The sequence below is a fragment of the Allomuricauda sp. CP2A genome, from assembly GCF_001683915.1.
In the GTDB taxonomy this organism is placed as follows: Bacteria; Bacteroidota; Bacteroidia; order Flavobacteriales; family Flavobacteriaceae; genus Flagellimonas.
The window spans coordinates 1-24,166 of the sequence record NZ_LXTT01000129.1 but is presented as its reverse complement, the minus strand read 5'-3'; the positions used below and the strand labels follow the sequence as shown (position 1 = coordinate 24,166).

General features: G+C 43.8%; 24 protein-coding genes. 8 read left to right on the top strand and 16 right to left on the bottom strand.

The genetic code is table 11. The features are described from left to right. Positions 1-139 precede the first annotated feature (139 nt). Positions 140-610 (top strand): DUF6495 family protein, encoded by a 471-nt coding sequence (locus A7D14_RS14850; protein ID WP_067036288.1) that lies wholly within the window; start codon positions 140-142, stop codon positions 608-610. Between the two features lie 164 nt (positions 611-774). On the opposite strand, the gene A7D14_RS14845 is transcribed toward A7D14_RS14850, so the two are convergent. Beyond that, positions 775-1,512 carry a collagen-like protein gene (locus tag A7D14_RS14845; protein WP_141673420.1) on the bottom strand — a complete coding sequence of 246 codons (738 nt, stop codon included), beginning with the start codon at positions 1,510-1,512 and terminating at the stop codon, positions 775-777. A gap of 341 nt (positions 1,513-1,853) precedes the next feature. Here A7D14_RS14845 and hisS point away from each other — a divergent pair, with 341 nt between their 5' ends. Beyond that, positions 1,854-3,242: a histidine--tRNA ligase gene (gene hisS / locus A7D14_RS14840; RefSeq protein ID WP_067036282.1), complete on the top strand. Its 1,389-nt coding sequence runs from the start codon at positions 1,854-1,856 to the stop codon at positions 3,240-3,242. Here hisS and A7D14_RS14835 read toward each other — a convergent pair. Both A7D14_RS14835 and A7D14_RS14830 read right to left on the bottom strand, forming a co-directional pair. Continuing rightward, complete coding sequence (locus A7D14_RS14835) at positions 3,226-3,774, bottom strand: NUDIX hydrolase (RefSeq protein ID WP_067036279.1); 549 nt, start codon at positions 3,772-3,774, stop codon at positions 3,226-3,228. The genes hisS and A7D14_RS14835 overlap by 17 nt on opposite strands. Positions 3,775-4,001: 227 nt before the next feature. Further along, entirely contained in the window at positions 4,002-5,090 is a 1,089-nt protein-coding gene (locus tag A7D14_RS14830) for a M42 family metallopeptidase (RefSeq protein WP_067036276.1), read from the bottom strand. A gap of 102 nt (positions 5,091-5,192) precedes the next feature. Here A7D14_RS14830 and A7D14_RS14825 point away from each other — a divergent pair, with 102 nt between their 5' ends. Beyond that, positions 5,193-5,897, top strand: coding sequence for a DUF4294 domain-containing protein (locus A7D14_RS14825; RefSeq protein WP_067036356.1), 705 nt, complete (start codon positions 5,193-5,195; stop codon positions 5,895-5,897). Here the strand turns inward: A7D14_RS14825 and A7D14_RS14820 are convergent. Continuing rightward, positions 5,894-6,130, bottom strand: a complete 237-nt coding sequence (locus A7D14_RS14820; RefSeq protein WP_067036274.1) for a DUF6095 family protein — start codon at positions 6,128-6,130, stop codon at positions 5,894-5,896. The two genes, A7D14_RS14825 and A7D14_RS14820, sit on opposite strands and share 4 nt — an antisense overlap. 56 nt (positions 6,131-6,186) lie before the next feature. On the opposite strand from A7D14_RS14820, the gene A7D14_RS14815 reads away from it, so the two are divergent. Then, complete coding sequence (locus A7D14_RS14815; RefSeq protein ID WP_067036271.1) at positions 6,187-7,506, top strand: GntP family permease; 1,320 nt, start codon at positions 6,187-6,189, stop codon at positions 7,504-7,506. 9 nt (positions 7,507-7,515) lie between these two features. Here A7D14_RS14815 and A7D14_RS14810 read toward each other — a convergent pair whose 3' ends face one another. The 10 genes from A7D14_RS14810 to A7D14_RS14765 form a co-directional block, all read right to left on the bottom strand. Further along, a complete protein-coding gene (locus A7D14_RS14810; protein ID WP_067036268.1) occupies positions 7,516-8,409 on the bottom strand; it encodes a DUF4249 family protein in 894 nt (297 codons plus the stop codon). Positions 8,410-8,412: 3 nt separating this feature from the next. Next, complete coding sequence (locus tag A7D14_RS14805) at positions 8,413-10,812, bottom strand: TonB-dependent receptor (RefSeq protein WP_067036353.1); 2,400 nt, start codon at positions 10,810-10,812, stop codon at positions 8,413-8,415. Between the two features lie 76 nt (positions 10,813-10,888). Next, positions 10,889-13,111, bottom strand: coding sequence for an NADP-dependent isocitrate dehydrogenase (locus A7D14_RS14800; RefSeq protein WP_067036265.1), 2,223 nt, complete (start codon positions 13,109-13,111; stop codon positions 10,889-10,891). 635 nt (positions 13,112-13,746) lie between these two features. Next, positions 13,747-14,097, bottom strand: coding sequence for a 50S ribosomal protein L19 (rplS, locus tag A7D14_RS14795; RefSeq protein ID WP_036385464.1), 351 nt, complete (start codon positions 14,095-14,097; stop codon positions 13,747-13,749). Positions 14,098-14,218: 121 nt separating this feature from the next. After that, complete coding sequence (locus A7D14_RS14790) at positions 14,219-14,542, bottom strand: hypothetical protein (RefSeq protein ID WP_067036263.1); 324 nt, start codon at positions 14,540-14,542, stop codon at positions 14,219-14,221. Between the two features lie 4 nt (positions 14,543-14,546). After that, positions 14,547-15,221, bottom strand: a complete 675-nt coding sequence (gene trmD, locus A7D14_RS14785; protein ID WP_067036260.1) for a tRNA (guanosine(37)-N1)-methyltransferase TrmD — start codon at positions 15,219-15,221, stop codon at positions 14,547-14,549. 29 nt (positions 15,222-15,250) lie between these two features. Continuing rightward, positions 15,251-15,697 carry a GNAT family N-acetyltransferase gene (locus A7D14_RS14780; protein ID WP_067036256.1) on the bottom strand — a complete coding sequence of 149 codons (447 nt, stop codon included), beginning with the start codon at positions 15,695-15,697 and terminating at the stop codon, positions 15,251-15,253. Positions 15,698-15,740: 43 nt separating this feature from the next. Next, positions 15,741-16,346 (bottom strand): tRNA (guanine-N1)-methyltransferase, encoded by a 606-nt coding sequence (locus tag A7D14_RS14775; RefSeq protein ID WP_067036253.1) that lies wholly within the window; start codon positions 16,344-16,346, stop codon positions 15,741-15,743. Positions 16,347-16,462: 116 nt separating this feature from the next. After that, a complete protein-coding gene (locus tag A7D14_RS14770; RefSeq protein ID WP_067036249.1) occupies positions 16,463-17,911 on the bottom strand; it encodes a glyceraldehyde-3-phosphate dehydrogenase in 1,449 nt (482 codons plus the stop codon). Between the two features lie 132 nt (positions 17,912-18,043). After that, positions 18,044-19,432, bottom strand: a complete 1,389-nt coding sequence (locus tag A7D14_RS14765) for a S1C family serine protease (protein WP_067036246.1) — start codon at positions 19,430-19,432, stop codon at positions 18,044-18,046. Positions 19,433-19,565: 133 nt separating this feature from the next. Here A7D14_RS14765 and dapF point away from each other — a divergent pair, with 133 nt between their 5' ends. The 4 genes from dapF (at position 19,566) to A7D14_RS14745 (ending at position 22,706) form a co-directional block, all read left to right on the top strand. Next, complete coding sequence (gene dapF, locus A7D14_RS14760; RefSeq protein WP_067036242.1) at positions 19,566-20,342, top strand: diaminopimelate epimerase; 777 nt, start codon at positions 19,566-19,568, stop codon at positions 20,340-20,342. Continuing rightward, entirely contained in the window at positions 20,336-20,869 is a 534-nt protein-coding gene (locus A7D14_RS14755; RefSeq protein ID WP_067036240.1) for a GNAT family N-acetyltransferase, read from the top strand. The genes dapF and A7D14_RS14755 overlap by 7 nt, the downstream gene beginning before the upstream one ends. Then, positions 20,859-21,902 carry an endolytic transglycosylase MltG gene (gene mltG / locus A7D14_RS14750; RefSeq protein ID WP_067036238.1) on the top strand — a complete coding sequence of 348 codons (1,044 nt, stop codon included), beginning with the start codon at positions 20,859-20,861 and terminating at the stop codon, positions 21,900-21,902. Before A7D14_RS14755 ends, mltG begins: the two co-directional genes overlap by 11 nt. A gap of 159 nt (positions 21,903-22,061) precedes the next feature. Further along, a complete protein-coding gene (locus tag A7D14_RS14745) occupies positions 22,062-22,706 on the top strand; it encodes a hypothetical protein (RefSeq protein WP_067036350.1) in 645 nt (214 codons plus the stop codon). A gap of 48 nt (positions 22,707-22,754) precedes the next feature. Here A7D14_RS14745 and A7D14_RS14740 read toward each other — a convergent pair whose 3' ends face one another. Beyond that, the gene (locus A7D14_RS14740; RefSeq protein WP_067036235.1) at positions 22,755-23,495 is read right to left on the bottom strand and encodes an SAM-dependent methyltransferase; all 741 of its coding nucleotides are present in this window, start codon (positions 23,493-23,495) and stop codon (positions 22,755-22,757) included. Between the two features lie 4 nt (positions 23,496-23,499). Continuing rightward, a complete protein-coding gene (locus A7D14_RS14735) occupies positions 23,500-23,952 on the bottom strand; it encodes a low molecular weight protein-tyrosine-phosphatase (RefSeq protein WP_067036232.1) in 453 nt (150 codons plus the stop codon). Positions 23,953-24,166 lie beyond the last annotated feature (214 nt).

Here is a 24,166-nt window from a genome sequence, read left to right as displayed (position 1 = left end):
GACCGCTTTATTGGACCAAAAAAGGGAATGTTCTCCATGTCCTTTTTTATTTTTGCAGCATGAAATGAGCCAGAGGAATATGAACTTGATGTAAATGTTGAGCGAATTACATCTGACCTTTGAAAATAGAATACAACAGATGAAATATAAAAGACTTTCAAAAGAACAATTGGAGGAGTTGCACCCCGAGTTCATTAATTTTTTGGCCACACAGTCCATAACGGCAGAGGAGTGGAAAACCATTAAAGAAGAAAAACCGGCAGTGGCCGAAGAGGAAATTGATGTGTTCAGTGATCTCATTTGGGAAGGTGTGCTTTCCAAGGTGGAGTATTTGGAAAATGTTTCTGAACGACATATGCATCTTTTTCATTTGACCGATAAGGAAATGAAACTCCTTTCGGTAAAAGTGATGAATCCCGAGATTGATTTGCGTACCAAAGTGGGCTTTGATTGGTTCAAGCGTAACTTTCAGTCCGATTTTGTGGAATATCTCACCGCCTCAAAGGCCTATGGAGAGGATAAAAACGCGGATAAATTTGAAATCATCAAACAGGGAGCGGTCATTACCAAAGGAGAGCTCTACCAGTGGTTTGAGCAGATTATGGAGTGACCATGTGAATATATAGACATTAGATTTAGCGTCGGGGTTTGAATTTCAATGTCATCCTGAAAGAGCGAAGCGATTGAAGAATCCCATCCGCGGTATATTACCAACTTTTATCAAAAAGCACCAAAAAAAAAGGACTCCCTTACGGAAGCCCTTACTTGTTTATATTAAATGTTAGGCTGGTATTCATCTATTTCAAAATAACGCATTACCTCATGGTAATCATTGGCGTCCACCCCAAGGCCTTTTAAGGAAGCCATAACATCAGCTTGGGATTTGCCTGCTAAATCTGTGGTTGGGATAAGAACGATGTGTACCTCAGTCAAAGTATCTGACCAGCCAGGACCTACATCAAAACCATCATAATCAGACATGGTTATAAGGACGGCCCCTGTGGCAAAAGTTACATCGTACTGTAAATCCAAGAACTCAACTCTTCCAGGAATGGATATATAGGTGCCCCCATCACTCAAATAAACTAAGACCGCATGGGTGGCCAAAACTTCTTGGGTCAATGCGGCAAGTTCTGGATATGTGGCAGTATCCAGTGTTACAGGATTTGTGCCTTCCACAACAGCGCTTACATCCACAATAATGCGTCCTGCAGTAGTGCCTTGTCCATCTGCACCTTGGCAATCCAAGGCATCCACAACTTGGTCGCCATTTACGTCTTCGGTATATTCTCCAGTCATATTGGCAATACCATCACCGTTCAAATCCCAACAATTGATTCCATCGGCTCCATCAGTACCATCAACACCATCCACGCCATTCGTTCCATTTGTTCCATCCTTTCCGTCAATTCCGTTCTTTCCTGGAGCTCCATCTTCTCCATCCGAGCAAGAAGTGACAAGGGCCATGGATGCTACCATACAGCCCAACACAAATAATCTTTGTAGTTTCATAATTTAATTTTTTTGTTATTATTTTTTACAGATTAGGCAAATGTAGAAGCCATTAAGGTCCTAATTTGACCTTGATTGACGGATGCACCTTTTGGGTTGACCAAATGGCTGTATTTTATAACGGATTAATTTTCGAGGGATTTTTCTTGTTAATAATGGTGTGCGATAGATCCGAAACTTCTTTTTAAAAAAGGATGAGCCATAAACCTTCACCTTTCACCTTTCACCTTTCACCCTTCACCCTTCACCTTTCACCCTTCACCCTTCACCTTTCACCTTTCACCCTTTCCCCTTTCACCCATCACCCAAAACCGTATATTTGCACGAGAATTTAAAAGTACATGGCACAGAAACCATCCATACCCAAAGGAACCCGAGATTTTTCGCCCGCTGAGGTGGCCAAGCGCAACTATATCATCCAGACAATAAAAACGCATTTTGAAACCTATGGTTTCCAACCCATTGAAACCCCTTCTTTTGAAAACTCCGAGACCCTAATGGGAAAATACGGGGATGAAGGAGATCGGTTGATTTTCAAAATCTTGAACTCTGGGGATTTTATCTCAAAAGTGGATGATGTGACCTACAGTTCCAAGAATTCTGCCTCCCTAACTCCAAAAATCTCCGAAAAAGCACTGCGTTATGACCTTACCGTTCCCTTTGCCCGCTATGTGGTGATGCACCAAAACGAAATTGATTTTCCCTTCAAACGCTACCAAATTCAACCGGTTTGGCGTGCGGACCGTCCCCAAAAAGGGCGTTTCCGTGAGTTTTATCAGTGCGATGCGGATGTGGTGGGAGCGAATTCACTTTTGCAAGAGGTGGAATTTGTACAATTGTACGATGCTGTTTTTACCGATTTGGGGCTGAAAGGCACCACCATTAAAATCAACAATCGTAAAATTCTTTCCGGAATTGCCGAGGTGATTGGCGCCAAGCACCTCCTAATCGATTTTACGGTTGCCTTGGACAAGCTCGACAAAATAGGCGAGGAAAAGGTTAAGGCCGAGATGTTGGAAAAAGGCATCTCTGAAACTGCCATTGCCAAAGCCCAGCCCTTGTTTTCCATGTCAGGTTCAGCCGCCCAGCAGTTGGAAGAACTCAAAAATTTGCTTTCAGATTCTGAAATTGGCCAGCAAGGGGTGGCCGATTTGGAAGAAATCATCAATACCGTTGAAGCAGTTGGATTGCAAACGGCAACCCTACAATTGGATGTGACCCTTGCCCGTGGTCTCAACTACTACACTGGGGCCATTTTTGAGGTTTCCGCCCCAGAAGGGGTCAGCATGGGCTCCATTGGCGGCGGTGGACGTTATGATGATTTGACCGGTATTTTTGGGTTGAAGGATGTGAGTGGTGTGGGGATTTCCTTCGGACTGGACCGTATTTATTTGGTTTTGGAGGAATTGAACCTCTTCCCGGACAGCTTGGACACTTCCTTGGACATACTTTGTCTTAATTTTGGAAAAGGAGAAGGTCTTGCAAGCTTAAAACTGGTATCATCCCTCAGAAAGTCAGGGCTACGCGCCGATTTGTATCCTACGGATGCCAAAGTGCAAAAGCAGTTCAAATACGCCGATAAAAGAGGAGTTCCCTACGTGATTCTTTTAGGGGAACAGGAACTTACCCAAGGTAATTTTGTGGTCAAGAACATGAAAACAGGAGACCAAAAGGCCTATAAATTGGATGAAGCCAAGCAGTTCGCTGAAACCGTCAAAGCCGCTTTTTGATTTCCTTGATGATGGTCTTGTAATACTCGGTACCATGGGGAACATATTTCCCCGTATTGGCCATGCCCCAAGTTTCGTCAGCAAATTGGAGCAAGGGAATCAAATCCAAGGCATCCACTTCGCTGTCCTGTTTGGTCAAATTGCTTAACGGCACTTGGAGCTCGCACAAAAAAACATGGTGGAACTCGGCATCAATAAAATGTTTGGAAATTTTGTGGACTGCTTTAAAACTACCGATAGGTTCCAAATCCGTTTCAGAAATGGGTAGACCAACCTCTTCGGCAACCTCGCGTACAGCAGCCACTTTCAGGTCTTCCCCAGACGCTACGTGACCTGCCACGGAAACATCCCAAAGTAGGGGGTGGGTAGCCTTGTGTTTTCCCCGTTGTTGAATGAGAACCCTGCCATCTTTGGTGTACAGCCACACATGGACCGTGGGATGAAACAGCCCTTTTCGGTGCGCTTCGGATTTTAAACAGGATTGCCCCGTGGGGTTTCCCTGCTCATCCAAAATGTCCACCCATTCATCCATAACACAAAAATAGCAATTCGTCACCCTGAACTTGTTTCAGGGTCCCATTAATTTTGAAAAGTAGGTGTGAGATGCTGAAGCAAGTTCAGCATGACGTCAAGTCAGCAATATTGTCACATCGAGCGCAGTCGAGATGTATATTAAGTTCTCGACTGTTCTTTCGACTGCCCCTTCGACTACGCTCAGGGTACAGATCAAGATGACAGCTCGAACTGACGCTTATTCCCTTAATCAAAATAACTGAACGTCTCCCCTTCCTTAATGGTCAACAGCGTTTCGTAGATTAAACGGATCACATTTTCCACATCATCTTTATGAACCGTCTCCACCGTGGTGTGCATATAGCGCAAGGGAAGTGAAATCAACGCAGAGGCCACTCCACCATTACTGTAGGCAAAAGCATCCGTGTCCGTTCCGGTATAGCGGGAAGCCGCCAACCGCTGGAAGGGTATTTTTTTGGCTTCAGCAGTTTCCAAAATACGTTCCCTGAGCTTGTTCTGTACTGCAGGCGCATACGAAACCACGGGCCCGGAACCGATCATGGTCTCACCCTCTTTCTTTTTGTCGATCATTGGGGTGGTGGTGTCGTGGCACACATCGGTAACAATGGCCACATTGGGCTTAATGGTCTGTGTGATCATCTCAGCACCACGCAATCCAATCTCTTCCTGCACCGAATTGGTGATGTACAACCCGAAGGGTAGTTTCTGCTTGTTTTCATGGAGCAAACGGGCCACTTCGGCAATCATAAAGCCGCCAACCCGGTTATCCAGTGCGCGGCACACAAATTTATCCTTGTTCAGTATATGGAATTCATCGGGGTAGGTGATGACACAACCCACGTGGACGCCCATTTTCTCAACTTCTTCCTTGTCCTTGGCCCCTATATCGATGAAAATGTTCTCAATCTTCGGCGTTTCTTCCTTGGCCTTGTCCCGTGTATGGATGGCCGGCCACCCGAAAACACCCTTTACAATGCCATTTTTGGTATGGATATTCACCCATTTGGAAGGCGCAATTTGATGGTCGCTGCCCCCATTTCGGATGACATAGAGCAAACCATTGTCAGTAATATAATTCACATACCAAGAGATTTCATCGGAATGTCCCTCAATGACCACTCTGTATTTTGCATCGGGATTAATAACAGCCACCGCGGTTCCGTAGGTATCCGTGATAAAATCATCAACATACGGTTTTACATAGTCCATCCATATTTTTTGCCCTTCCCATTCATAACCCGTAGGAGAGGGATTGTTCAAATATTTTTCAAGGAACTTGAGCGATTTCTCATTGATAATTTTTCCTGCTGCCATGTGATTTATTTAGTCCACAAACATACTAATATTCACTTTTATTTAATAACCAAATCATACCTTTATCTTTACATTTGGCAAGACTTTTGAGAAATGAACCGGATGAGCCGTACAAGTTTTCTTGTTGTTTTTTTTGCGTTTCAAGCCTTGGGTTTTTCACAGGAGATTGAAAACGATTCTGTGTTGAACCCCAACGATTCCATTGCGGATTATTACGTTCGGTTTGAAGGGGATTCCATTCTGCACAGCTCTATTGAACTGGAAGAGGTCTATATTTTTGGCAAGCTGGAGTTTGCTGATAGAAATGAAAGGCTCAGGTACTACATACTCCGCAGAAAGACCTTGAAAGTCTATCCGTATGCAAAAATGGCCGCGGAACGCTTGGTGGAACTGAACGATAGTTTGAAGCACATCAAAAAAAGGCGGCACCAACGCAAATATACCCGGAAAGTGCAAAAGTTTATTGAGGAGGAATTTTCGGAAGAACTGAAGAAATTGACCCGTACCGAAGGGCAGATTTTGGTGAAACTGATCTATCGCCAAACGGGGACAACGGCTTTTGATCTAGTGAAAGAACTCCGAAGTGGTTGGCGGGCCTTTTGGTACAACACCACGGCGAGTTTGTTCAAAATCAGTCTTAAGGAAGAATTTCATCCAGAAAACATACACGAAGATTACCTGATAGAGGACATTCTACAGCGTGCATTTGCCGGCAATCGGTTGGAACGGCAAGAATCGGTGTTGGATTATGACTATGCCCAGTTGAGCAACAAATGGAAAAATTCGCATCCAGACCCTGAAAATTAATCCTTGGATTTCTTACCGAACACCGCATCCATAACAATGTTCACGGACCGAAAGCCCAAATAGATGGCCAAACCCGCAACGAAGATGCCCAAAATCAAGACAGGAATATAAAGAAAGTGCCCCTCATTTTTAAACGCTTCATAAATCAAAAAAGGGCCTAAAAACATAGCGGCCACGGTAAAACCAAACGATTTTAACCCCTTTACCAAAAGTTCCTTATCTGTTCGCCTCATGGGACCAAAGTAGGAATATTAGCTTATATTTAGAGGATATCGCATAAAAATTGACCATGGAACTATTCGTTTTGGGGGTGGTGGTGCTTTTCATCATTGTTGCTACGGTAAAGTTTAAAATGCATCCTGTTTTTTCCCTGACCTTGGCCGCGGTGGCGTCAGGATTTCTTTTGGGACTGACCCCCCAAAGCATTATGACCACCATAGGGGAGGGATTTGGCAAAACACTTTCCGGTATTGGGTTGGTCATCGCCTTTGGAACGGTGATTGGAATTTATTTGGAGAAAACAGGCAGTACCCAAGTGCTGGCCAATAGTATTTTAAAGGTGATCGGTTTAAAGCGTTCCCCCTTGGCCATTAATTTAGCCGGATTTGTAATTTCAATTCCGGTGTATTGCGACTCAGGGTTTATCATTCTTTCCTCCTTGAACAAGGCCATCAGCAAAAAAACGGGCATCCCGGCATTGGTTTTTGCCATTGCCTTGGCCACAGGATTATATTCGGCCCATGTATTTGTGCCCCCTACACCGGGGCCGTTGGCTGCGGCGGCCATAATGGAAGCCGATTTGGGATTGGTGATGACCTTGGGGCTTTTGGTTGCCATTCCAGTTTCCATTTCAGGTTATTTTTGGGCCCGATTCATTGGCAAATCCCTAAAAGAAGATGACACCACTGAAGCAATGGAGGAAAAGGAAGAAGTTCCTTCATCCGTAAAACCGTTCCAAGCATTTTTGCCCTTGGTTGTCCCTATAATTCTGATAGCCATGAAATCGTTTGTCAATTACCCAACACACCCTTTGGGTGAGGGTTGGTTGTTTATGATGTTTGATTTCTTTGGAAGCCCCATCATTGCCTTGCTTGTTGGGGTCTTCTTTGCGTTTTCATTAGGCAGGAAAACACCTTCCAAAGAAAAACAGGGATGGATGGCCGAAGCTTTTAAACAGGCGGGTGCCATTGTGTTGATTACGGGAGCAGGAGGTGCCTTTGGTGCCATTCTACGAACCATTGATATTGCTTCCATCATTGATTTAGAGTCGGGCTCTGGGGTAGGTGGACTTTTGATTGCCTTTGTGATCGCCACTGTTTTAAAAACAGCACAGGGATCGTCCACGGTGGCCATTATTACCACATCAGCCATTGTAGCGCCTTTGTTGGAAACTTTCGGGTTGGTGTCCCTTACCGATAAGGCCTTGGCGGTATTGGCCGTTGGTGCCGGGGCCATGACGGTTTCACACATCAATGACAGTTATTTTTGGGTGGTGTCGCAATTTTCCAACATCAATGTAAAGACGGCTTTGCGGGGCCATACTTTGGGAACCTTGTTGCAGGGCATTACCGGTATTTTAATGGTTCTCTTGCTTTACTTTCTTGTTTGATGCCAAAGACTATTCAATGGTCAAGCTACTTGAAAATTCCTGTGCCACGGCAAAATAGCCCAAAGCATAATCGTTGGGTCGTTCCACATTGTCAAAAATGTCGATGTTGTCAAGCCCCGTAATGTCAAACACGTTCCCCCGAACTGTAGCCACAGGGGTTTCAAATACTCCGCCATTATTCTGTGTTTGCTCTACCAAAAGGTCCATGTAATTGTAAAAATCTTCGGTGGCACCCAAAATGCTTACGTTAATATCGTTTCCTGCCTGTAGTTTATCATCATAGAAATAGGAAAATCCGAATTGTTGGCCTTGGAAAAACTGGTCATCAACGGTTTGAAAATTGCCAAACCCAAAATCAAAAACGTAGAAGTTGGCATAATCTGGATTATCGGTTATAGTTACAATGATCTCCGTATCTTCTTCACCAAAAAGGGTACTCCTGCCTTGTTCCAAATTGTCAATCGGGACAGTAGGGGCATATTCGGTACGGGCATAATAGAATTTGTCTTTATGCGAAATCTGGAGTACAAATACGGTCCCTAGCTCAGCACTTTCGGTCCGTATGCGTTGATCTGAAGAAAAGTTGGGGTCTGGGACATAAATCCCTGTACCGGGCTCTTCCTCGGTCAATGAAGAAAAGGCGAAGTTCACAAACTCACCGAACTCGTTGGGAACCCCATAAGCAATCACAGCACTTTCAACTTGGGTGGGGGGATTACTCTCAAAGAAGTTGCTGGTTTCCCGCATCCGTATTCTAACATCAATGAACTCCTGACTTTTGTCCACCCGCAAAAGCCCATCCACAATAAGCCTCGGCTCGGTTTCCGGCAAATCCACATCCACAACGTCTTCGCAAGACGTGAAGAGAAAAATGGTTCCTATGATAAAGATTGCTTTTTTCATGTGCTAGAATCTAAAATTATAGGTTATGGCCGGGATGATTCCAAAAATAGAGGTCCGAATCGCTTCGTTTCTTCCTGTATCCTCGTTTTCCCGAAAGTTGATGGATGCTGCATTTTTTCTACTGTACAGGTTGTAAATACTAAAAACCCACTCGGATTGCACTTTTTTTCGTTGGTTGCGTTTTGGGGTCAATATGGCGGAAACATCCAAACGATGATAATCTGGAAGTCGTTCTTTGTTCCGAAGCCCATAATACGGGACCGTAAGCCCTTCAAATTCAAATTGACCAACCGGATAATTGGTGGGTTGACCTGTTTGGAAGATGAAATTTGCGTTAAAACTCCACTTTTTATTGAGGTTGTAACTTCCGTAAATGGAAAGGTCATGTCTTTTATCATAGGGAGTACTGTACCATTCCCCTTGGTTGATTCCCGTTTCCAAATCGGATCGTCCAGTGTCAATACCAAGATTCCTGCCCGGGGTTTTTTGCTCCGATTTTGACCACGTATAGGCCAACCACCCCGTTAAGCGACCTTCGTTCTTACGAATAAGAAATTCCAGCCCGTAGGCTCTGGCTTGGCCGTTTAAGATAATCCGTTCTATGGCATTGTTGGCAATAAGGTTGGCACCATCAATGTAATCTATCCGATTGGCAATATCCTTGTAAAAACCTTCGGTTTCAAAACTGTAATCGCCACCCTTAATGTTTCTGAAGTAACCCAAAGCATATTGGTCCAGCAACTGTGGCTTTACAAAGGGGCCACTGGGGGTCCAAACATCCAAAGGTGTTGGGGAACTGGTATTGGACAACAAGTGAAGGTACTGGGCCAAACGGGTGTAACTGGCCTTGATGGAGCTTTGGCCCTTAAAATTATAGGAAGCGGAAATCCTTGGTTCCAGGTTAAAAAATTTCTTTAAGGTGCCACCTCTACCTGGATTGATGGTATCTATGGGTGTAGCTTCCCTGTACACAAGCGTAAAAGGGTCGAACTCGACAGGATTGTCATTTTCATACACATAGAATTCATCCTGCCCCAATCGGTTAAATTGGCTTGCCCTTAACCCATATTCCACGCTCAGGTTTTCCGAAATTTGATGCTCAATATCTATATAGACGGCATTTTCATTGGCGTATTTTTTGGTGAGCTGCTCTTCCAGAATGCCAGAATCTGGACTATTGGGCTGTATCCTACCAGGATTGAAGACATAATAGGTATTGTTGAGACCGTAATTGATTTGTAGTTTGTCATTGATGTAATGTTTCAGGTCGTACTTCAGGTTGAAGTTTTGGATTCCAGAATTCCATTCAAACCCCACAAAATCAAGTTCCAAGCCATAAAAATAATCGGAATAGATAACGGAAAGGTTGGAAAACAACCTATCAGAAAACAAATGGTTCCACCTGAAATTTCCAACAGCATTACCGTAGGTGTTCACAAATCTATCACTGATACTGAACAAATCCCGTCCAAAATACCCCGAAAGAAAAATACTATTCCGGTCATTGATCTTATGGTTGATTTTTGTGTTCAGGTCATAGAAGTACGCTTTATTGTCCACATCGAACAAGGGTAGGAACAAATGGGCATACGAAGCCCTTCCGCCTATCAAAAACGCGGTTCTATCCTTTAGGATAGGCCCTTCCAACAGCAGTCTGCTGGCAACGGCGCCAATACCGCCATTTACTTTAAAATCTTTGCTGTTCCCTTCTTTTTGAAAAATTTCGAGCACCGAGGACACCCTTCCACCGTAGCGGGCAGGAATACCGCCCTTGAACAGTTTTACATCCTTGATGGCATCTGGATTGAAGACAGAGAAGAATCCAAATAAATGCGATGAATTGAAAACAGTTGCCTCATCCAAAAGAATAAGGTTTTGGTCCGCTGCACCGCCCCGCACGTTGAACCCGGAAGAGGCTTCGCCCGCATTGGAGACTCCCGGTAAAAGCAACAAGGATTTTATGACGTCCGATTCTCCCAATACCACGGGAATCTGCTTAATGGTCTGGACGGCCATGGTGTTGACGCTCATCTGGGGTTTTCGGATATCGAGACGCTCCACGTCATCGGTGACCACAACCTCCTCCAGTTCCTCGGCTTCTTCCAGCAAACTGAAATCCCGTTTTGTGTTGGAATCCAAGTTGATGGTTTCCCGAATATCCTGAAATCCCAAATAACTGACCACCACATTGTATTCACCCTGTGGAAGGGTAATGGAATAAAAACCATATTCATTGGTAGTGACCCCGGTGTTTATATCAGGAAATGCAATGGTGACCCCTATCAAGGTCTCATTGCTATTGGCTTCTGAAATGGTACCGCTAAGGGTGAATTTTTGTTGTGCCTGGGTAAAAACACCGAAAAGGAGTAGGCCAAGGCTGATGACAAAATGTCTATTCGGCATTTTTAAGATTTCCCTAAAAATACACATTATATGTGTAGTTGGAAAAAATTAAAAAAAGAACAAAATCCGTACTTTCTTAACCTATGGAATCCAGTATTTTGTTTAACGTTTCACTGGGGCGCATGGCTTGGGATGCCATCTCTGCACTGGGCAAATAATACCCTCCAATATCAACTGGCGATCCTTGGGCATCAATCAATTCCTGGGCAATTTTAGCTTCATTGACGGACAGGGCTTCATGCACTTTAGCGAAAGTGGCTTTCAATTCCCCATCTTCATTTTGGTTGGCCAATTGTTCGGCCCAATAGAGTGCCAAATAGAAATGGCTGCCTCTGGTGTCCAGTTCGTTCACTACCCTGGATGGGGATTTGTCGTTGTCCAAGAACTTCTCGGTTGCCTTGTCCAAAGCTTCTGCAAGGATCAGGGCCTTTTTGTTTTTGTTTTTTTCGCTGTAGAATTCCAAAGAAACCCCCAAAGCCAAAAATTCGCCTAAAGAATCCCATCGCAAATGGCCTTCTTCCAAAAATTGTTCCACGTGCTTGGGAGCGGAACCACCTGCACCGGTTTCAAACAATCCGCCGCCATTCATTAAGGGGACAATGGAGAGCATTTTGGCACTGGTGCCCACTTCCAAGATAGGGAAGAGGTCCGTTAGGTAATCCCGGAGTACATTTCCGGAAACTGAGATGGTATCTTTTCCATCCTTGAGTCGTTTCAGCGTAAATTTGGTGGCTTCAATTGGGGATAGGATCCTAATATCCAATCCGTCTGTGTCATGGTCTTTAAGATACAGATTGACTTTTTTGATCAATTCAACATCATGGGCCCTGCTTTCGTCCAACCAAAATATGGCAGGAATATTGGTGGCCCTGGCACGTCCTACAGCCAATTTCACCCAATCTTGAACGGGAGCATCCTTTACCTGGCACATTCTCCAAATGTCACCTTGATCAACTTTGTGTTCAATCAGGGTTTCACCGGTGGATTGGCTGACCACTTTGATCACACCTTCCTTTGGAATTTCAAAGGTTTTATCGTGTGAGCCGTATTCTTCGGCTTTTTGCGCCATGAGCCCTACATTGGGTACGGTTCCCATGGTGGACGGGTCGAATGCCCCGTGTTCCTTGCAGAAATCGATGGTAGCTTGATAAATTCCTGCGTAGCTGCTATCAGGAATGACGGCCTTGGTATCTTGAAGCTCTCCATTTTTATCCCACATTTTTCCTGAATTCCGAATCATGGCGGGCATGGAGGCATCAATGATGATATCACTGGGCACATGGAGGTTGGTAATCCCTTTTTCGGAATTTACCATGGCTAGGTCAGGTCCTTTTTCTATGGTTTTTTGAATGGCTCCTTCAATTTCTTTATGTTGATTTTCCGGAAGCTTTTCAAGTTTGTCATATAAGGTTTCCAGACCATCGTTGGGATCCACGCCGATTTTTTCAAAAGTGTCCCCATATTCTTTGAAGAGTTCCGAGAAATATACTTTTAGGGCATGGCCAAAAATAATGGGGTCGGAGACCTTCATCATGGTTGCCTTAAAATGGAGGGACAACAACAGATTATTTTTTCGTGCATCGGCGATTTCTTTGGACAAAAAGTCGACCAATGCTTTTCTGCTCATCACGGTGGCGTCAATAACCTCACCTTTTTGTAGCGCAAGGTTATCCTTTAAAACGGTTGTGGAACCATCCGCTCCCATCAATTCAATGCGGACTTCGTCTGCGCCTGCGAGCGTGAGCGATTTTTCATTGGCCCTAAAATCGCCATGGGACATGGTTGCCACATGGGTCTTGGAATCTGAAGACCACTCACCCATGGTATGTGGATTTTTCTTGGCGTAATTTTTTATGGCTTTTGGAGCCCTTCTGTCTGAGTTTCCTTCGCGGAGAACCGGGTTTACAGCACTTCCTTTTATTTTGTCGTATTTGGCCTTAATGGCTTTTTCTTCATCATTTTTAGGCTCATCTGGATAGTTGGGAAGGTTATACCCCTTCTCTTGCAATTCCTCAATGGCCTCTTTCAATTGAGGGATGGATGCGCTGATGTTGGGCAATTTAATGATGTTGGCCTCTGGGGTCTTGGCCAATTCGCCCAGGATGGCAAGGTCATCGGTGACCTTTTGATCGTTGTTGAGATATTCTGGAAATACCGCAGCAATTCTACCGGCCAAGGAGATGTCCTTGGTTTCTATGGTAATGTTTGCGGTTTCGGTATAAGCTTTTACAATGGGTAGGAAAGATAATGTAGCTAAGGCAGGCGCCTCGTCTGTTTTCGTATAAAAAATTTTGGCCATTTATGTGTATTTGTTTGAGCGGTGCAAATATACAATTTATGGACGGTGAACTTATAATGAATCTACTAAAAGTAGGCAGGAAAACTTGAAGAATCTCTAAAAAAACAAAAGCCATATCCATGTGCGAACATTGATATGGCTTTCTATAAAGGACTAAAAGATTTGTTTTGTGTTGCTACAAAACCGCAATCCGAAGATTGCATCTGTTGCCCTTTAGACGTTTGCTCTACTCGATTCATTTAATTTTACAACCAAACTCTATCTCGCAAAGTGTCCTGATAATTTCCTAAATCTTATCAAAACGGGAAATTGCTCTCCCATCCGCACATAAAATTTACGAACTCTCCTTGTGGCCCGCCGAAGCGTCTCCCCAATTCAAGATTCCTTTGTGATCAGTAGTGTTACCAATTAAAAGGGAAATTTTCAGTTTTTAAAGAACGTCAACTCTAAAACCGAAACATGGACTTGACTTGCATCATTTTCATATTTCTTCTACTAAAGTAGTCCAAAGAATGAAATAAGCAAATTTTATAACAGATTAAAAATCAACAAGATGTAAACCGAGGTTATTAACAATTGTTCATAAAAAAAAGCACCTTGAAGAAGGTGCTCTCTGTTCTGTCTTGGAATATGGTTTATCCCCTAACTTCTTTAATACGGGCCTTTTTACCGGTAAGACCTCTAAAGTAGAAGATTCTAGATCTACGTACTTTACCTTTTTTGTTTACTTCAATGCGTTGCAAAGCGGGCATGTTGATGGGGAAGATTCTTTCCACCCCAACGGTACCGGACATTTTACGAATGGTGAAGGTTTCGGTGGCACCGCTTCCCCTTCTTTGGATCACAACTCCTTTGAAGAACTGGGTACGGGTTTTTTCACCTTCCTTAATTTCATAGTACACGGTAATGGTATCACCGGATGAGAATTTTGGAAATTCTTTTTTTGGAACAAATTCGTCTTCAACAAATTTTATTAAGGATTCCATGGCTTATTTTTTAATGTTTACCAAGACCAACTTTCACGTATTTCGTCAGAGGTTGATTTTGAGATTGCAAAAGTAATGCAATATTTAGAAATAGCAAGGTGTTTTTTGTTTTTTGAACGGCCTATGAATTTTGAGACTGTTTTTTTACCTGTTTTGCCGCAAACAAGAGCAATCCAATCGCAAAAAGGATGTAAGGGAGGGGCGTCAACAAACTCCCCAAAGCGTTGACCTTGACAACAGATTCGGAGCCTCCTTGGGTAGAGAATGTAGTCCCTAACATAATGACCAATGAAAATACAATGGACAGAACACTGCCGGAAAACATAAGTATGGTTGCCAAGTTTTTCTGTTTCGTGAGTAGAATGCCACAAGCCAATACAAGAATAAGTTTGCCCAAAGTGCTCAAGCCTCCTCCGATCATAAAATAAGCTTCATAGTTTTCCATAAAATTATTTTAAAAGGTCCGGTCTTCTTTCTTGTGTTCGTTCCAAGGCTTGCTCTTCCCGCCATTTTTCAATCTTAGGAAAATCCCCACTCAACAAGATTTTTGGAACTTCCATTCCTTTGTATTCCGATGGACGCGTATACACCGGGGGTGCCAATAGATTATCTTGAAAAGTATCCGTTAGGGCGGAGGTCTCATCGTTTAACACCCCGGGAAGCAATCTGATCACGGCATCACACAAAACGGCAGCCGCCAATTCTCCTCCGGAAAGTACATAATCCCCAATGGAAATCTCACGGGTCACATGCATGTCCCGTACCCGCTGGTCAACCCCCTTGTAATGTCCACATAAAATAATGAGGTTCTTTTTCAGGGAAATCTGGTTGGCTATACCTTGGTTAAGGGTTTCGCCATCCGGGGTCATGTAAATGACTTCGTCATAGTCCCTTTCTTCCTTAAGTTGGGAGATGCACTTGTCAATGGGTTCCACCATCAGCACCATACCAGCCCCGCCACCAAATTGGTAATCGTCCACCTGTTTGTAGTTTCCTTTGGAGTAATCCCTAAGGTTGTGGAGATGCACTTCGACCAAACCTTTTTCGATGGCCCTTTTGAGAATGGAGGCCTCAAAGGGACTCGTCAATAGCTCGGGCAGTACTGTTATGATGTCTATTCGCATGGGTGCAAGTGAAAATGCCTAAAAATGGGCTAGGCGTTTGAATCTTTCCAAAAGTAATGAATGTGGCCCGTATCTTTTTCCCAATCCAAACGTTCATATAATTTTTGGGCGGGATTGTCCACCGCAGTCTCCAAGGCCAATCCTTTGTAGCCCATTTCTTGGCAATGCAATTTGGCTTGATTCAACAATGCCTCTCCTACGCCTTTCTTTCGATATTCTGGGGCGACATATAGATCGTTTAGAATATAGGAGGGCAGGAGCGATACCGATGAAAAAGTCTTGTACAGTTGGGTAAACCCTACGGGTTCTTCATTTTCAAGAACGATAAAGATTACGGTTTCATCGTTTGAAAAGCGTTCTTTTAAAAAACCTCTTGCCGCTTCCAAATCCGAAGGCTGTTTGTAGAACACCCTGTAGGCATCAAAAAGAGGAACTATTAGCTCCAAATCTGAAACGGTTGCCTTTTTGATGGTCATTTTGGCTTTAATTTTAAAAGGCTCCCTTTCGGAAGCCTTGACTTTATTTTTTCTGCTTGTTCAATTCGTCCTGCAACTGACGGCTTATTTTTTGCTCGCGCTCCAAGGCCCTTCGTCTGTGCTGTTCGTATTCCTGTTCCAAATCGGCCAAGGCTGCCTTGGCTTGTTGGGTCAAGAAATTACTGTTCCTAAAACGGTAAATGAAGAACAGTAGGAACAACAAAAGCGCAAAAATGATGGACCAGAGAATAAAGTTGTAGGTTCCTTTGCTGATCAAGGCTCCAAAAAAGGAAATGCTGTCCTTTTCCTCGGTCACCGAGTTCAGCTTAGTGGTGGTATCCTGCAGCTTGGCATTAAGGTCCTCTATTTCGGCTTTATTGGCAGCAATAGTGGCCGAAAGGTCCTTAATGGATTTGTTGGCCGTATTGATGGAATCAAAAACGTTGCTCTTTACTTCGTTCAAGCTGGCCAGACGGATCACTTCATAGGGAACCCCATTTCCAGACCTATAGTTGGTGGACTTTCTTTCCATGTCCTCAAACTGACCTTTTATGGTCATGTCTTGATTTTCCGAGGTTTCCTCTTGTGCAAAAGATGAAAAGAAAGGTGCAAGTAGGGCTAGTGCAATTAAAAATCGTAAATGCTTCATGGTCAATATATTCTCGTAAATAATTTAGATTAAGGGTAGGGCGAAATTACACCAATAAACCTAAAATCAAAAGAAAAACCTATTTACTGGGTAGGTGTGCCCACTTTTCCCAATTCTTAGTAATAGGTATAACGCCTAACCTTGGCTATATATTTCGCCAATCTTATGACTTGGTGCGAATAGCCATATTCATTATCATACCATATATAAAGCACCACACTTTTTCCGTCCGAGGAAACAATCGTGGCCTTGCTATCATAAATGGAAGGGGCGGAGGTGCCTACAATATCCGTGGAAACCAGCTCATTGCTCAGTGAATATTTAATCTGTTCCACCAAATCGCCTTCCAGGGCATATTTCTTTAAAATGGTATTGATACTTTCTTTTGAGGTCTTGTTTTTTACCTCTAAATGTAGAATGGCCAATGAACCATTTGGCACGGGCACCCGAATGGCATTGGAGGTCAGCTTGCCCTTGAGCGAGGGTAGGGCCTTGGCAACGGCAGACCCTGCACCTGTTTCTGTCACGACCATGTTCAGTGCGGCGGCACGTCCCCTTCGGTACTTGCTGTGCATGTTATCCACCAAATTCTGGTCATTGGTATAGGCATGGATGGTCTCCAAATGGCCCTTTTTTATCCCGAGGGAATCCTCAATGACCTTTAGAATGGGGGTAATGGCATTGGTGGTACAGGAAGCTGCGGAATAGATTTTTGTCTTGTCCGGGTCAAACTCCTTATGGTTGACACCATGCACTATATTGGGGACTTCTTTTCCTGGGGCAGTAAGCAACACCTTGCTGGCACCTTTGGATTCTAAATGCTTGGAAAGCGACTCTTTATCCCTGAAAGCACCTGTATTGTCAATGATCAAGGCACTATAAATTCCGTATTTTGTGTAATCGATATCTTCGGGTTTGTTGGCACTGATAAACTTTACCGTGGTGCCGTTAATGATGAGGGCTTGGTTTTTGGCATCCACGTCCACGGTTCCCATAAACTGTCCATGCACGGAGTCGGTTTTTAGTAGCGCGGCGCGTTTTTCCAAAACCTCTTGGTTCAATTCCCCTCTAACCACTATGGCCCTGAGGCGCAATTGGCTTCCCCTTCCGGTCTTGGCCATAAGTTCCCGGGCCACCAATCGCCCTATGCGCCCAAAACCATACAGCACCACATCCTTGGGCTTTATTTCCTTGGTCTGCTGGGCATCCTTCAGCTTATCCACAACAAAAGCCTTTACGTTGAGGTGGTTGTTGTCGTCGGAATGGTATTCGTAGGTAAGCTTTCCAATGTCCAACTTGGCAGGTGGTAAATTGATGTCGTTTATGGCCCTCAATATTTCAACAGAGTCAAAAATGGAGATGGGCTTTTGCACAAATTCCCCAGCATACTCGTGCAGGTTGATGATATCGCTTACATTCTTATCGATAATCTGGTTTTTGAAAAGGACCACCTCAATGGCCTTGTCGTACCAAAGGTCACTGATGATTTTTATAAATTCGGTGGTTGCCTTTCTTCTATCAGCCTGAAAGGCAAGCTCTTTTTCATAGGATTTGATTTCTCCCATAGTTGTTTGTTTGTATTTGTTGAGTTGTAGTTGGGGCTAAATTAGCTATTTTCAAACGTTTTCGTAAAAGAATTTGGGCACAAAAAAACACCCAAAAAAGGGTGTTTTTAAGTGTGAATCCTTCACTTTATATTAGAAGATGATATGCTCTTTTTCACCATTCTCGTTGATCATGGTAAAACTGGTCCTTCCGAATTGTGAAACTTTTCCGAACTGCTCTTCCGCGTCCTCAATGTTATCTATATCTGTGTCATTTACCTTTATAATGACCTTGTTGCGCAAGTCGTATCTACTATATCGTTCTGGAACATCAATGATTTTTACACCTTTGGAAATACCAAACTTTTTCTTGTCCGCTTTGGAAAGGTTCTTTACCAAGAATCCCGTAGCGGGAAGGAGAACGGTCATTTGTTTTTTGAGGGTAACATTTTTGGTGAAGTTTTTGCCATCTCGATCAATGGTCACTTTTACAACATCCCCGGGTCTTTTGGAAGAAAGATAGCCCGACAGTTCGGAGAATTTATGCACTGTAATGTTATCCACCTGTTTTATGATGTCGCCTGATTGTAAACCGGCCTCATCAGCTCCTGATTCCTCGGTTACGTCCGACACATACACCCCTTCCAGGTCATCAACGCCAAGTTCATTGGCCACTTCGGGGTTAAGGTCACCACCTCTGATCCCCAAAAGTCCTTTCTGAACGTCCCCATATTCCATAATGTCCTCCACCACTTTTTTGGCCGTGTTGCTGGGCACGGCAAAGGCATATCCCACATAGGAACCGGTCTGGGAGGTGATGGCGGTATTGATTCCGATCAGGTCACCATTGGTATTGACCAATGCCCCACCACTGTTTCCAGGGTTAACGGCGGCATCGGTCTGAATAAAGGATTGGTTTCTGCCCAAAGAACGGGCTTTGGCACTTACAATTCCTGCGGTCACGGTTGAGGTCAAATTAAACGGGTTCCCAACAGCGAGCACCCATTCCCCGATCTTGGTATTGTCTGAATCCCCAAAAGCCAAATAGGGGAGTGCTTCTTCCGCATCAATCTTCAATAGGGCAATATCAGATTCCGAGTCGGCGCCGATTACCTCTGCTTCATAGGTTCTGTTATTGTTTAGGGTGACCTGTAATTGGCTGGAATTGGCAATTACGTGGTTGTTGGTCACAATATAACCGTCTGGGGTTATGATTACACCGGAGCCTGACCCTACCTGAGGGGTTTGTTGGCGTTCAAAACCGTAGAAGAAATCAGAAAGGCTGCTTGGCCCTTTGCTGATGGTCAGGTTTTTTACGTGGACCACGGAGTTCACCGTTTTTTCCGCAGCCAGGGTAAAATCAACTTCATTGATACCAGCCCCTTTGGCTGAGCTTGGTATGTTACTTGTGGTCAGGAATGGAGTTTCCTGCTCGGAAGGCACCCATTTATAATGGTCTTTTTCAAAAAATAATTTGTACGATCCCAGTGTAATTGCGCCTGCAAATACGGACACTAGGAGCAAACTGCCTATTTTCTTCATAATTCTTTATTTTTTTAACATTCAGTTTCAACAAAATTAAAGGAATTCATTTTTTGGCTTTGTCGGTTTAACTCCCTTTTAACTGCAAAAAAATCCTTAAAGAATACGCTATATTTGTTCCTTTGTAGCGATTATGAAACTGCAGTTTTTCAAATATCAAGGAACAGGGAACGATTTTGTGATCATCGACAATCGCCAGAATATATTTCCCAAAAACAATACCAAACTGGTCGCTCAGCTGTGTGATAGGCGCTTTGGAGTGGGGGCGGATGGCTTGATTTTGCTCGAAAATGACAAAATGTCGGATTTTAAGATGGTCTATTACAATGCTGATGGTGGTGAAAGCAGCATGTGCGGCAACGGTGGACGGTGTTTGGTGGCCTTTGCCCATTATTTGGGTGTCATAGGCAATGAAGCCACATTTACAGCGGTTGACGGATTGCACCATGCCAGCATTGAAGGTGATGTGGTCAATTTAAAAATGGTGGATGTAGATGAAATCCGTGAAAAAACCAACTATACCTTTTTGGACACGGGCTCGCCTCACCATGTGCAATTGGTTGAGGACCTCAAGAATTTTAACGTGTTCAAAGAAGGCGAAAAGTTGCGCTTTGGGCTTTATGGCAAAGCTGGAAGCAACATCAACTTTGTGGAACAATCAGATGCAGATACATTTCAGGTGCGCACCTATGAAAGGGGGGTGGAGGATGAAACCTTTTCTTGCGGTACTGGGGTCACTGCGGTGGCCATCGCCATGCACAAATCGGGAAAAACAACTTCCAATACCGTAAAGATCAGCACGCCTGGCGGGGATTTGTCCATCAGCTTTGAACAAAACAACGGGCACTACACCAATATTTATTTAAAAGGACCCGCTGTTCAGGTCTATAAAGGAGAGATAGCATGCTGAATCTTAAAGGAAAACAGGTGCGTTTAAGGGCTTTGGAGCCCAATGATTTGGAATTCCTCTACCAATTGGAGAACGATACCTCCATTTGGGAAATCAGCGGCACCTTAAAACCCTATTCCAAGAAAGTCCTAAAACTTTATTTGGATAACGCCCATCGGGACATTTACGAAGTAAAACAGTTGCGTTTGTGCATTTGCAACACCCATGATGTCTGCATTGGCTTGATTGATTTGTTTGATTTCGACCCAAAACACGGCAGGGCTGGAATGGGGATTGTCATTGCCAATCCTTCAGACCGAAACAAAGGAGTGGGGGCGGAGGCCATGAAACTCATGTGTGATTATGCGTTCTCAACGCTCAATTTACATCAGTTGTACGCCAATATTTTGGAGGAAAATAAGGCCAGCATCCATCTTTTTGAAAAAATGGGGTTTGAAAAAGTCGGGGTGAAAAAAGAATGGATACGGACCAGCACCGGATTCAAGAATGAAATCATGTTTCAAAAGATAAATACGAATGCATCTTAAAAAAGTACTTTGGGCAACAGCTATTTTGGGGCTTTTGATCTGTGGGTTCATCGCCTACCAGATCTATAGCGCCATTTTCAGTCCAAACACCCAATTTAATAATCAAGAGGCTTTTGTGTACATTACATCAGATGCCACCTTTTCTGAGGTCAAAGATTCTTTGGAGCCTTTGTTGAAAGATCTGTCCACTTTTGAAGCAGTGGCCCAACGAAAGGGATACATTACCAATATTAAGGCGGGAAAATATGCCCTAAAAAAGGGGGTGAACAACAATGAGATCATCAACACGCTCCGCAGTGCCAATTTACCGGTAAATGTGTCCTTCAATAACCAGGAATCCTTGGAATCTTTGGCAGGGCGTATATCGGAACAGATTGAAGCGGACAGTCTTTCATTGCTTCAAGCTTTTAATGACGCTGGTTTTTTGAATGAATCAAACTTTGATGAGGACAGCAAATTGGGCATGTACTTGCCGAACACCTACGAGTTCTTCTGGAACACCGATGCAGAGGACTTCAGGGATCGTATGTGGAAGGAATATCAACGATATTGGAACGAGGAGCGGTTGCAGAAAGCCAAAGATCTTGACTTAACTCCTTCCCAAGTCATTGCCTTGGCCGCTGTGGTTCAAAAGGAAACCGCAAAAGTGGATGAGCGACCCCGTGTGGCTGGCGTATACCTCAATAGAATACGAAAAGGGATTCTGTTGCAGGCAGACCCCACCGTGATCTTTGCCATTAAAAAGCAAACGGGCAATTACGATACCATCATAAAACGGGTTTTGTACCGCGATTTGGAGATGGACTCGCCCTACAACACCTATAAATATGCGGGTGTTCCGCCAGGGCCGATCACCATGCCCGATATTTCATCCATTGAGGCCGTTTTGAACCCCGAAAAACACGATTACCTCTACTTTGTGGCCGATGTTTCCAACTTTGGCTACCATAAATTTGCCAAAACCTTGGCGCAACACAACCGAAATAAGGTGCAGTACATCCAATGGCTCAATTCCCAAAAGGTCCTTAGATAGTGCTCTTTACCGTTAATTTTCAGCACTTTAACGGATTTTAGGCCTCATTTAAGAAAATCTTAGGAGCTTTAGGGTAACCGTTAACATATCTCCCCCTATATTTGCCGGCCAAATTGATTTTTGATACGTATATGTATTGAGATCACAAATATGAACATTATGAAAAGATGGATAGGTTTTATACTACATCTTGCCATGATTGTAGTTTTGACGAGTTTTGGTACGTACACCGTAATGAAAAAAGTGGATGTGGAGATTCCAGATTCATTGAAGGTGACTACAAGCTTTGAAATACCCGCTCCCAAAGATTCCTTGGCATTGCAAGGAGTTGCAAAAATCACCCCTCCCTTTTTGGGAAAAGCCTACAATGGTTTTAAAGACGCCTTGGCTTTTAAAGAATCCCAAGGAAAATACCACGTTGTGAATACATTGGGGTATTTGGGAAAATATCAGTTTGGGGGAAGCACCCTAAGTTTGATGGGAGTTTATGATATCGACACTTTTTTGAACGACCCCATACTCCAAGAAAAAGCTTTTGACATTAACGTGGCCCGGAACAAATGGATTTTGCGACGTGACATCAAGCGCTTTTCGGGAAAACGGATCGGTGGAGTTGAGGTAACTGAATCGGGTATTTTGGCCGCGGCACATTTGGCCGGGGCTGGAAATGTAAAGAAGTATTTACGTTCCTACGGACAGGAAGATGTTGCTGATGCCTACGGAAGTAGCATTTCATACTACATGAAAAAATTCGCTGGATACGATACATCCAAGATTCCGCAAAGGAAGAATCCAAAAATATAGTGGCAAGGTAACAATTAGCGAAAGCCCAGAATTTTATTCTGGGTTTTTTTATGCCTGAATGATATAGATGGTAGGCCTTTTATCCAAGTCGATTTCAATTTCACTCCATTCGTGGGCACTTTTGGTCTGTATGAACTCGGTAGGGAGTGTAATGTCGCAAGCAATGCACAATCGCGTGCTCTTGTGCAGTATCTTGATGAGTTCCTTGAGCAATTTGTTGTTTCGGTAAGGTGTCTCCATGAATATTTGGGACTGTCCCTTTTCCCGGGAAAGATGCTCCAAATTTTTTATCATGGCCTTACGCTCTTTATGGTCTATGGGCAAATAGCCGTTGAACGCAAAGTTTTGGCCGTTCATTCCGCTGGACATCATGGCCATTAAAATAGAGGAGGGGCCTACCAAAGGAACCACTTGGATCCTTTTTTCATGGGCCACACGAACCACCGCGGCCCCGGGATCTGCAATTCCAGGGCATCCCGCTTCCGAAAGCACGCCAATATCATGCCCGTGAATACAGGGATCCAAAAAAGAAGGAATCACCTCGGGCTTGGTGTATTTGTTCAAACTTTGTATGTGCAGGCTGGGTTGTGGTTTGTTGGGGCTCACTTTTTTGATGAAACGCCGGGCCGTCTTTTCATTTTCCACAATATAGTGGTCAATTTTTTCAATGGTTCCCTTAAGGGAAATGGGCAATACCTCCAGGGGAGCATTATCGCCCAATGTAGTGGGAATCAAGTATAATTTGCCCACCACCAAACCAGGTTTAGCTTGTTCCTGCGTTTCTTCCATAAGATCAATTTAGTTTTTTCGCAATTGCCTCGCAAGCCAAATCGATCATTTGATACACATCTTCAAATCCATCTTCATCGCCATGGTAGGGGTCGGGAACTTCATGGATGCCCACATTGACTTCGCTGAGCAACAATTTTATTTTTTCGGCTTCTTGTTGATTTCGGGCCAAACTGGCAATATCAGAAAAGTTGTTTCGGTCCATCACGTAGATGAAATCAAATTCATCAAAATCCGTTCTGGAAAACCGTCTGCATTTTTGGGCACTGATGTCCAACCCATATTTTTGGGCCACGGCAACCGATCTTGGGTCGGGAGGGTTTCCCACATGATACCCAGCGGTACCGGCGGAATCCACTAAAACGGTATCGAAATCTACTTTGGATTGCAGAATGCCTTCGGCCAATGGTGATCTGCAAATGTTTCCCAAGCAGACCATCAAAACTTTGGTTTTCATGAAGTAGAAAAGGAATTACGGGAACCCGTTGTGCAATTTTCTATTTTACCTTTATTATTATTGACTATGATCATAAGATGTTAAAATAGCATAGGTTTTCGTCACCCTGAATTTATTTCAGGGTCACATTTTATATGTATTGGATGAAAATATGTGATGGGATGCTGAAACGAGTTCAGCATGACGCAGTTTCCAATAGATTGTTGCTTCAAAA

Bases quoted from the DNA above. Each gene is read 5' to 3' on its own strand.
- A7D14_RS14825 (WP_067036356.1), top strand. From the start codon at position 5,193: ATGAGCCGTACAAGTTTTCTTGTTGTTTTTTTTGCGTTTCAAGCCTTG.
- A7D14_RS14765 (WP_067036246.1), bottom strand. From the start codon at position 19,432: ATGAAGAAAATAGGCAGTTTGCTCCTAGTGTCCGTATTTGCAGGCGCA.
- A7D14_RS14830 (WP_067036276.1), bottom strand. From the start codon at position 5,090: ATGGCAGCAGGAAAAATTATCAATGAGAAATCGCTCAAGTTCCTTGAA.
- A7D14_RS14775 (WP_067036253.1), bottom strand. From the start codon at position 16,346: ATGAAGCATTTACGATTTTTAATTGCACTAGCCCTACTTGCACCTTTC.
- A7D14_RS14835 (WP_067036279.1), bottom strand. From the start codon at position 3,774: ATGGATGAATGGGTGGACATTTTGGATGAGCAGGGAAACCCCACGGGG.
- hisS (WP_067036282.1), top strand. From the start codon at position 1,854: ATGGCACAGAAACCATCCATACCCAAAGGAACCCGAGATTTTTCGCCC.
- A7D14_RS14820 (WP_067036274.1), bottom strand. From the start codon at position 6,130: ATGAGGCGAACAGATAAGGAACTTTTGGTAAAGGGGTTAAAATCGTTT.
- dapF (WP_067036242.1), top strand. From the start codon at position 19,566: ATGAAACTGCAGTTTTTCAAATATCAAGGAACAGGGAACGATTTTGTG.
- A7D14_RS14740 (WP_067036235.1), bottom strand. From the start codon at position 23,495: ATGGAAGAAACGCAGGAACAAGCTAAACCTGGTTTGGTGGTGGGCAAA.
- A7D14_RS14845 (WP_141673420.1), bottom strand. From the start codon at position 1,512: ATGAAACTACAAAGATTATTTGTGTTGGGCTGTATGGTAGCATCCATG.
- A7D14_RS14790 (WP_067036263.1), bottom strand. From the start codon at position 14,542: ATGGAAAACTATGAAGCTTATTTTATGATCGGAGGAGGCTTGAGCACT.
- A7D14_RS14755 (WP_067036240.1), top strand. From the start codon at position 20,336: ATGCTGAATCTTAAAGGAAAACAGGTGCGTTTAAGGGCTTTGGAGCCC.
- A7D14_RS14800 (WP_067036265.1), bottom strand. From the start codon at position 13,111: ATGGCCAAAATTTTTTATACGAAAACAGACGAGGCGCCTGCCTTAGCT.
- A7D14_RS14805 (WP_067036353.1), bottom strand. From the start codon at position 10,812: ATGCCGAATAGACATTTTGTCATCAGCCTTGGCCTACTCCTTTTCGGT.
- A7D14_RS14780 (WP_067036256.1), bottom strand. From the start codon at position 15,697: ATGACCATCAAAAAGGCAACCGTTTCAGATTTGGAGCTAATAGTTCCT.
- A7D14_RS14850 (WP_067036288.1), top strand. From the start codon at position 140: ATGAAATATAAAAGACTTTCAAAAGAACAATTGGAGGAGTTGCACCCC.
- A7D14_RS14745 (WP_067036350.1), top strand. From the start codon at position 22,062: ATGAAAAGATGGATAGGTTTTATACTACATCTTGCCATGATTGTAGTT.
- mltG (WP_067036238.1), top strand. From the start codon at position 20,859: ATGCATCTTAAAAAAGTACTTTGGGCAACAGCTATTTTGGGGCTTTTG.
- A7D14_RS14810 (WP_067036268.1), bottom strand. From the start codon at position 8,409: ATGAAAAAAGCAATCTTTATCATAGGAACCATTTTTCTCTTCACGTCT.
- A7D14_RS14815 (WP_067036271.1), top strand. From the start codon at position 6,187: ATGGAACTATTCGTTTTGGGGGTGGTGGTGCTTTTCATCATTGTTGCT.
- A7D14_RS14735 (WP_067036232.1), bottom strand. From the start codon at position 23,952: ATGAAAACCAAAGTTTTGATGGTCTGCTTGGGAAACATTTGCAGATCA.
- rplS (WP_036385464.1), bottom strand. From the start codon at position 14,097: ATGGAATCCTTAATAAAATTTGTTGAAGACGAATTTGTTCCAAAAAAA.
- trmD (WP_067036260.1), bottom strand. From the start codon at position 15,221: ATGCGAATAGACATCATAACAGTACTGCCCGAGCTATTGACGAGTCCC.
- A7D14_RS14770 (WP_067036249.1), bottom strand. From the start codon at position 17,911: ATGGGAGAAATCAAATCCTATGAAAAAGAGCTTGCCTTTCAGGCTGAT.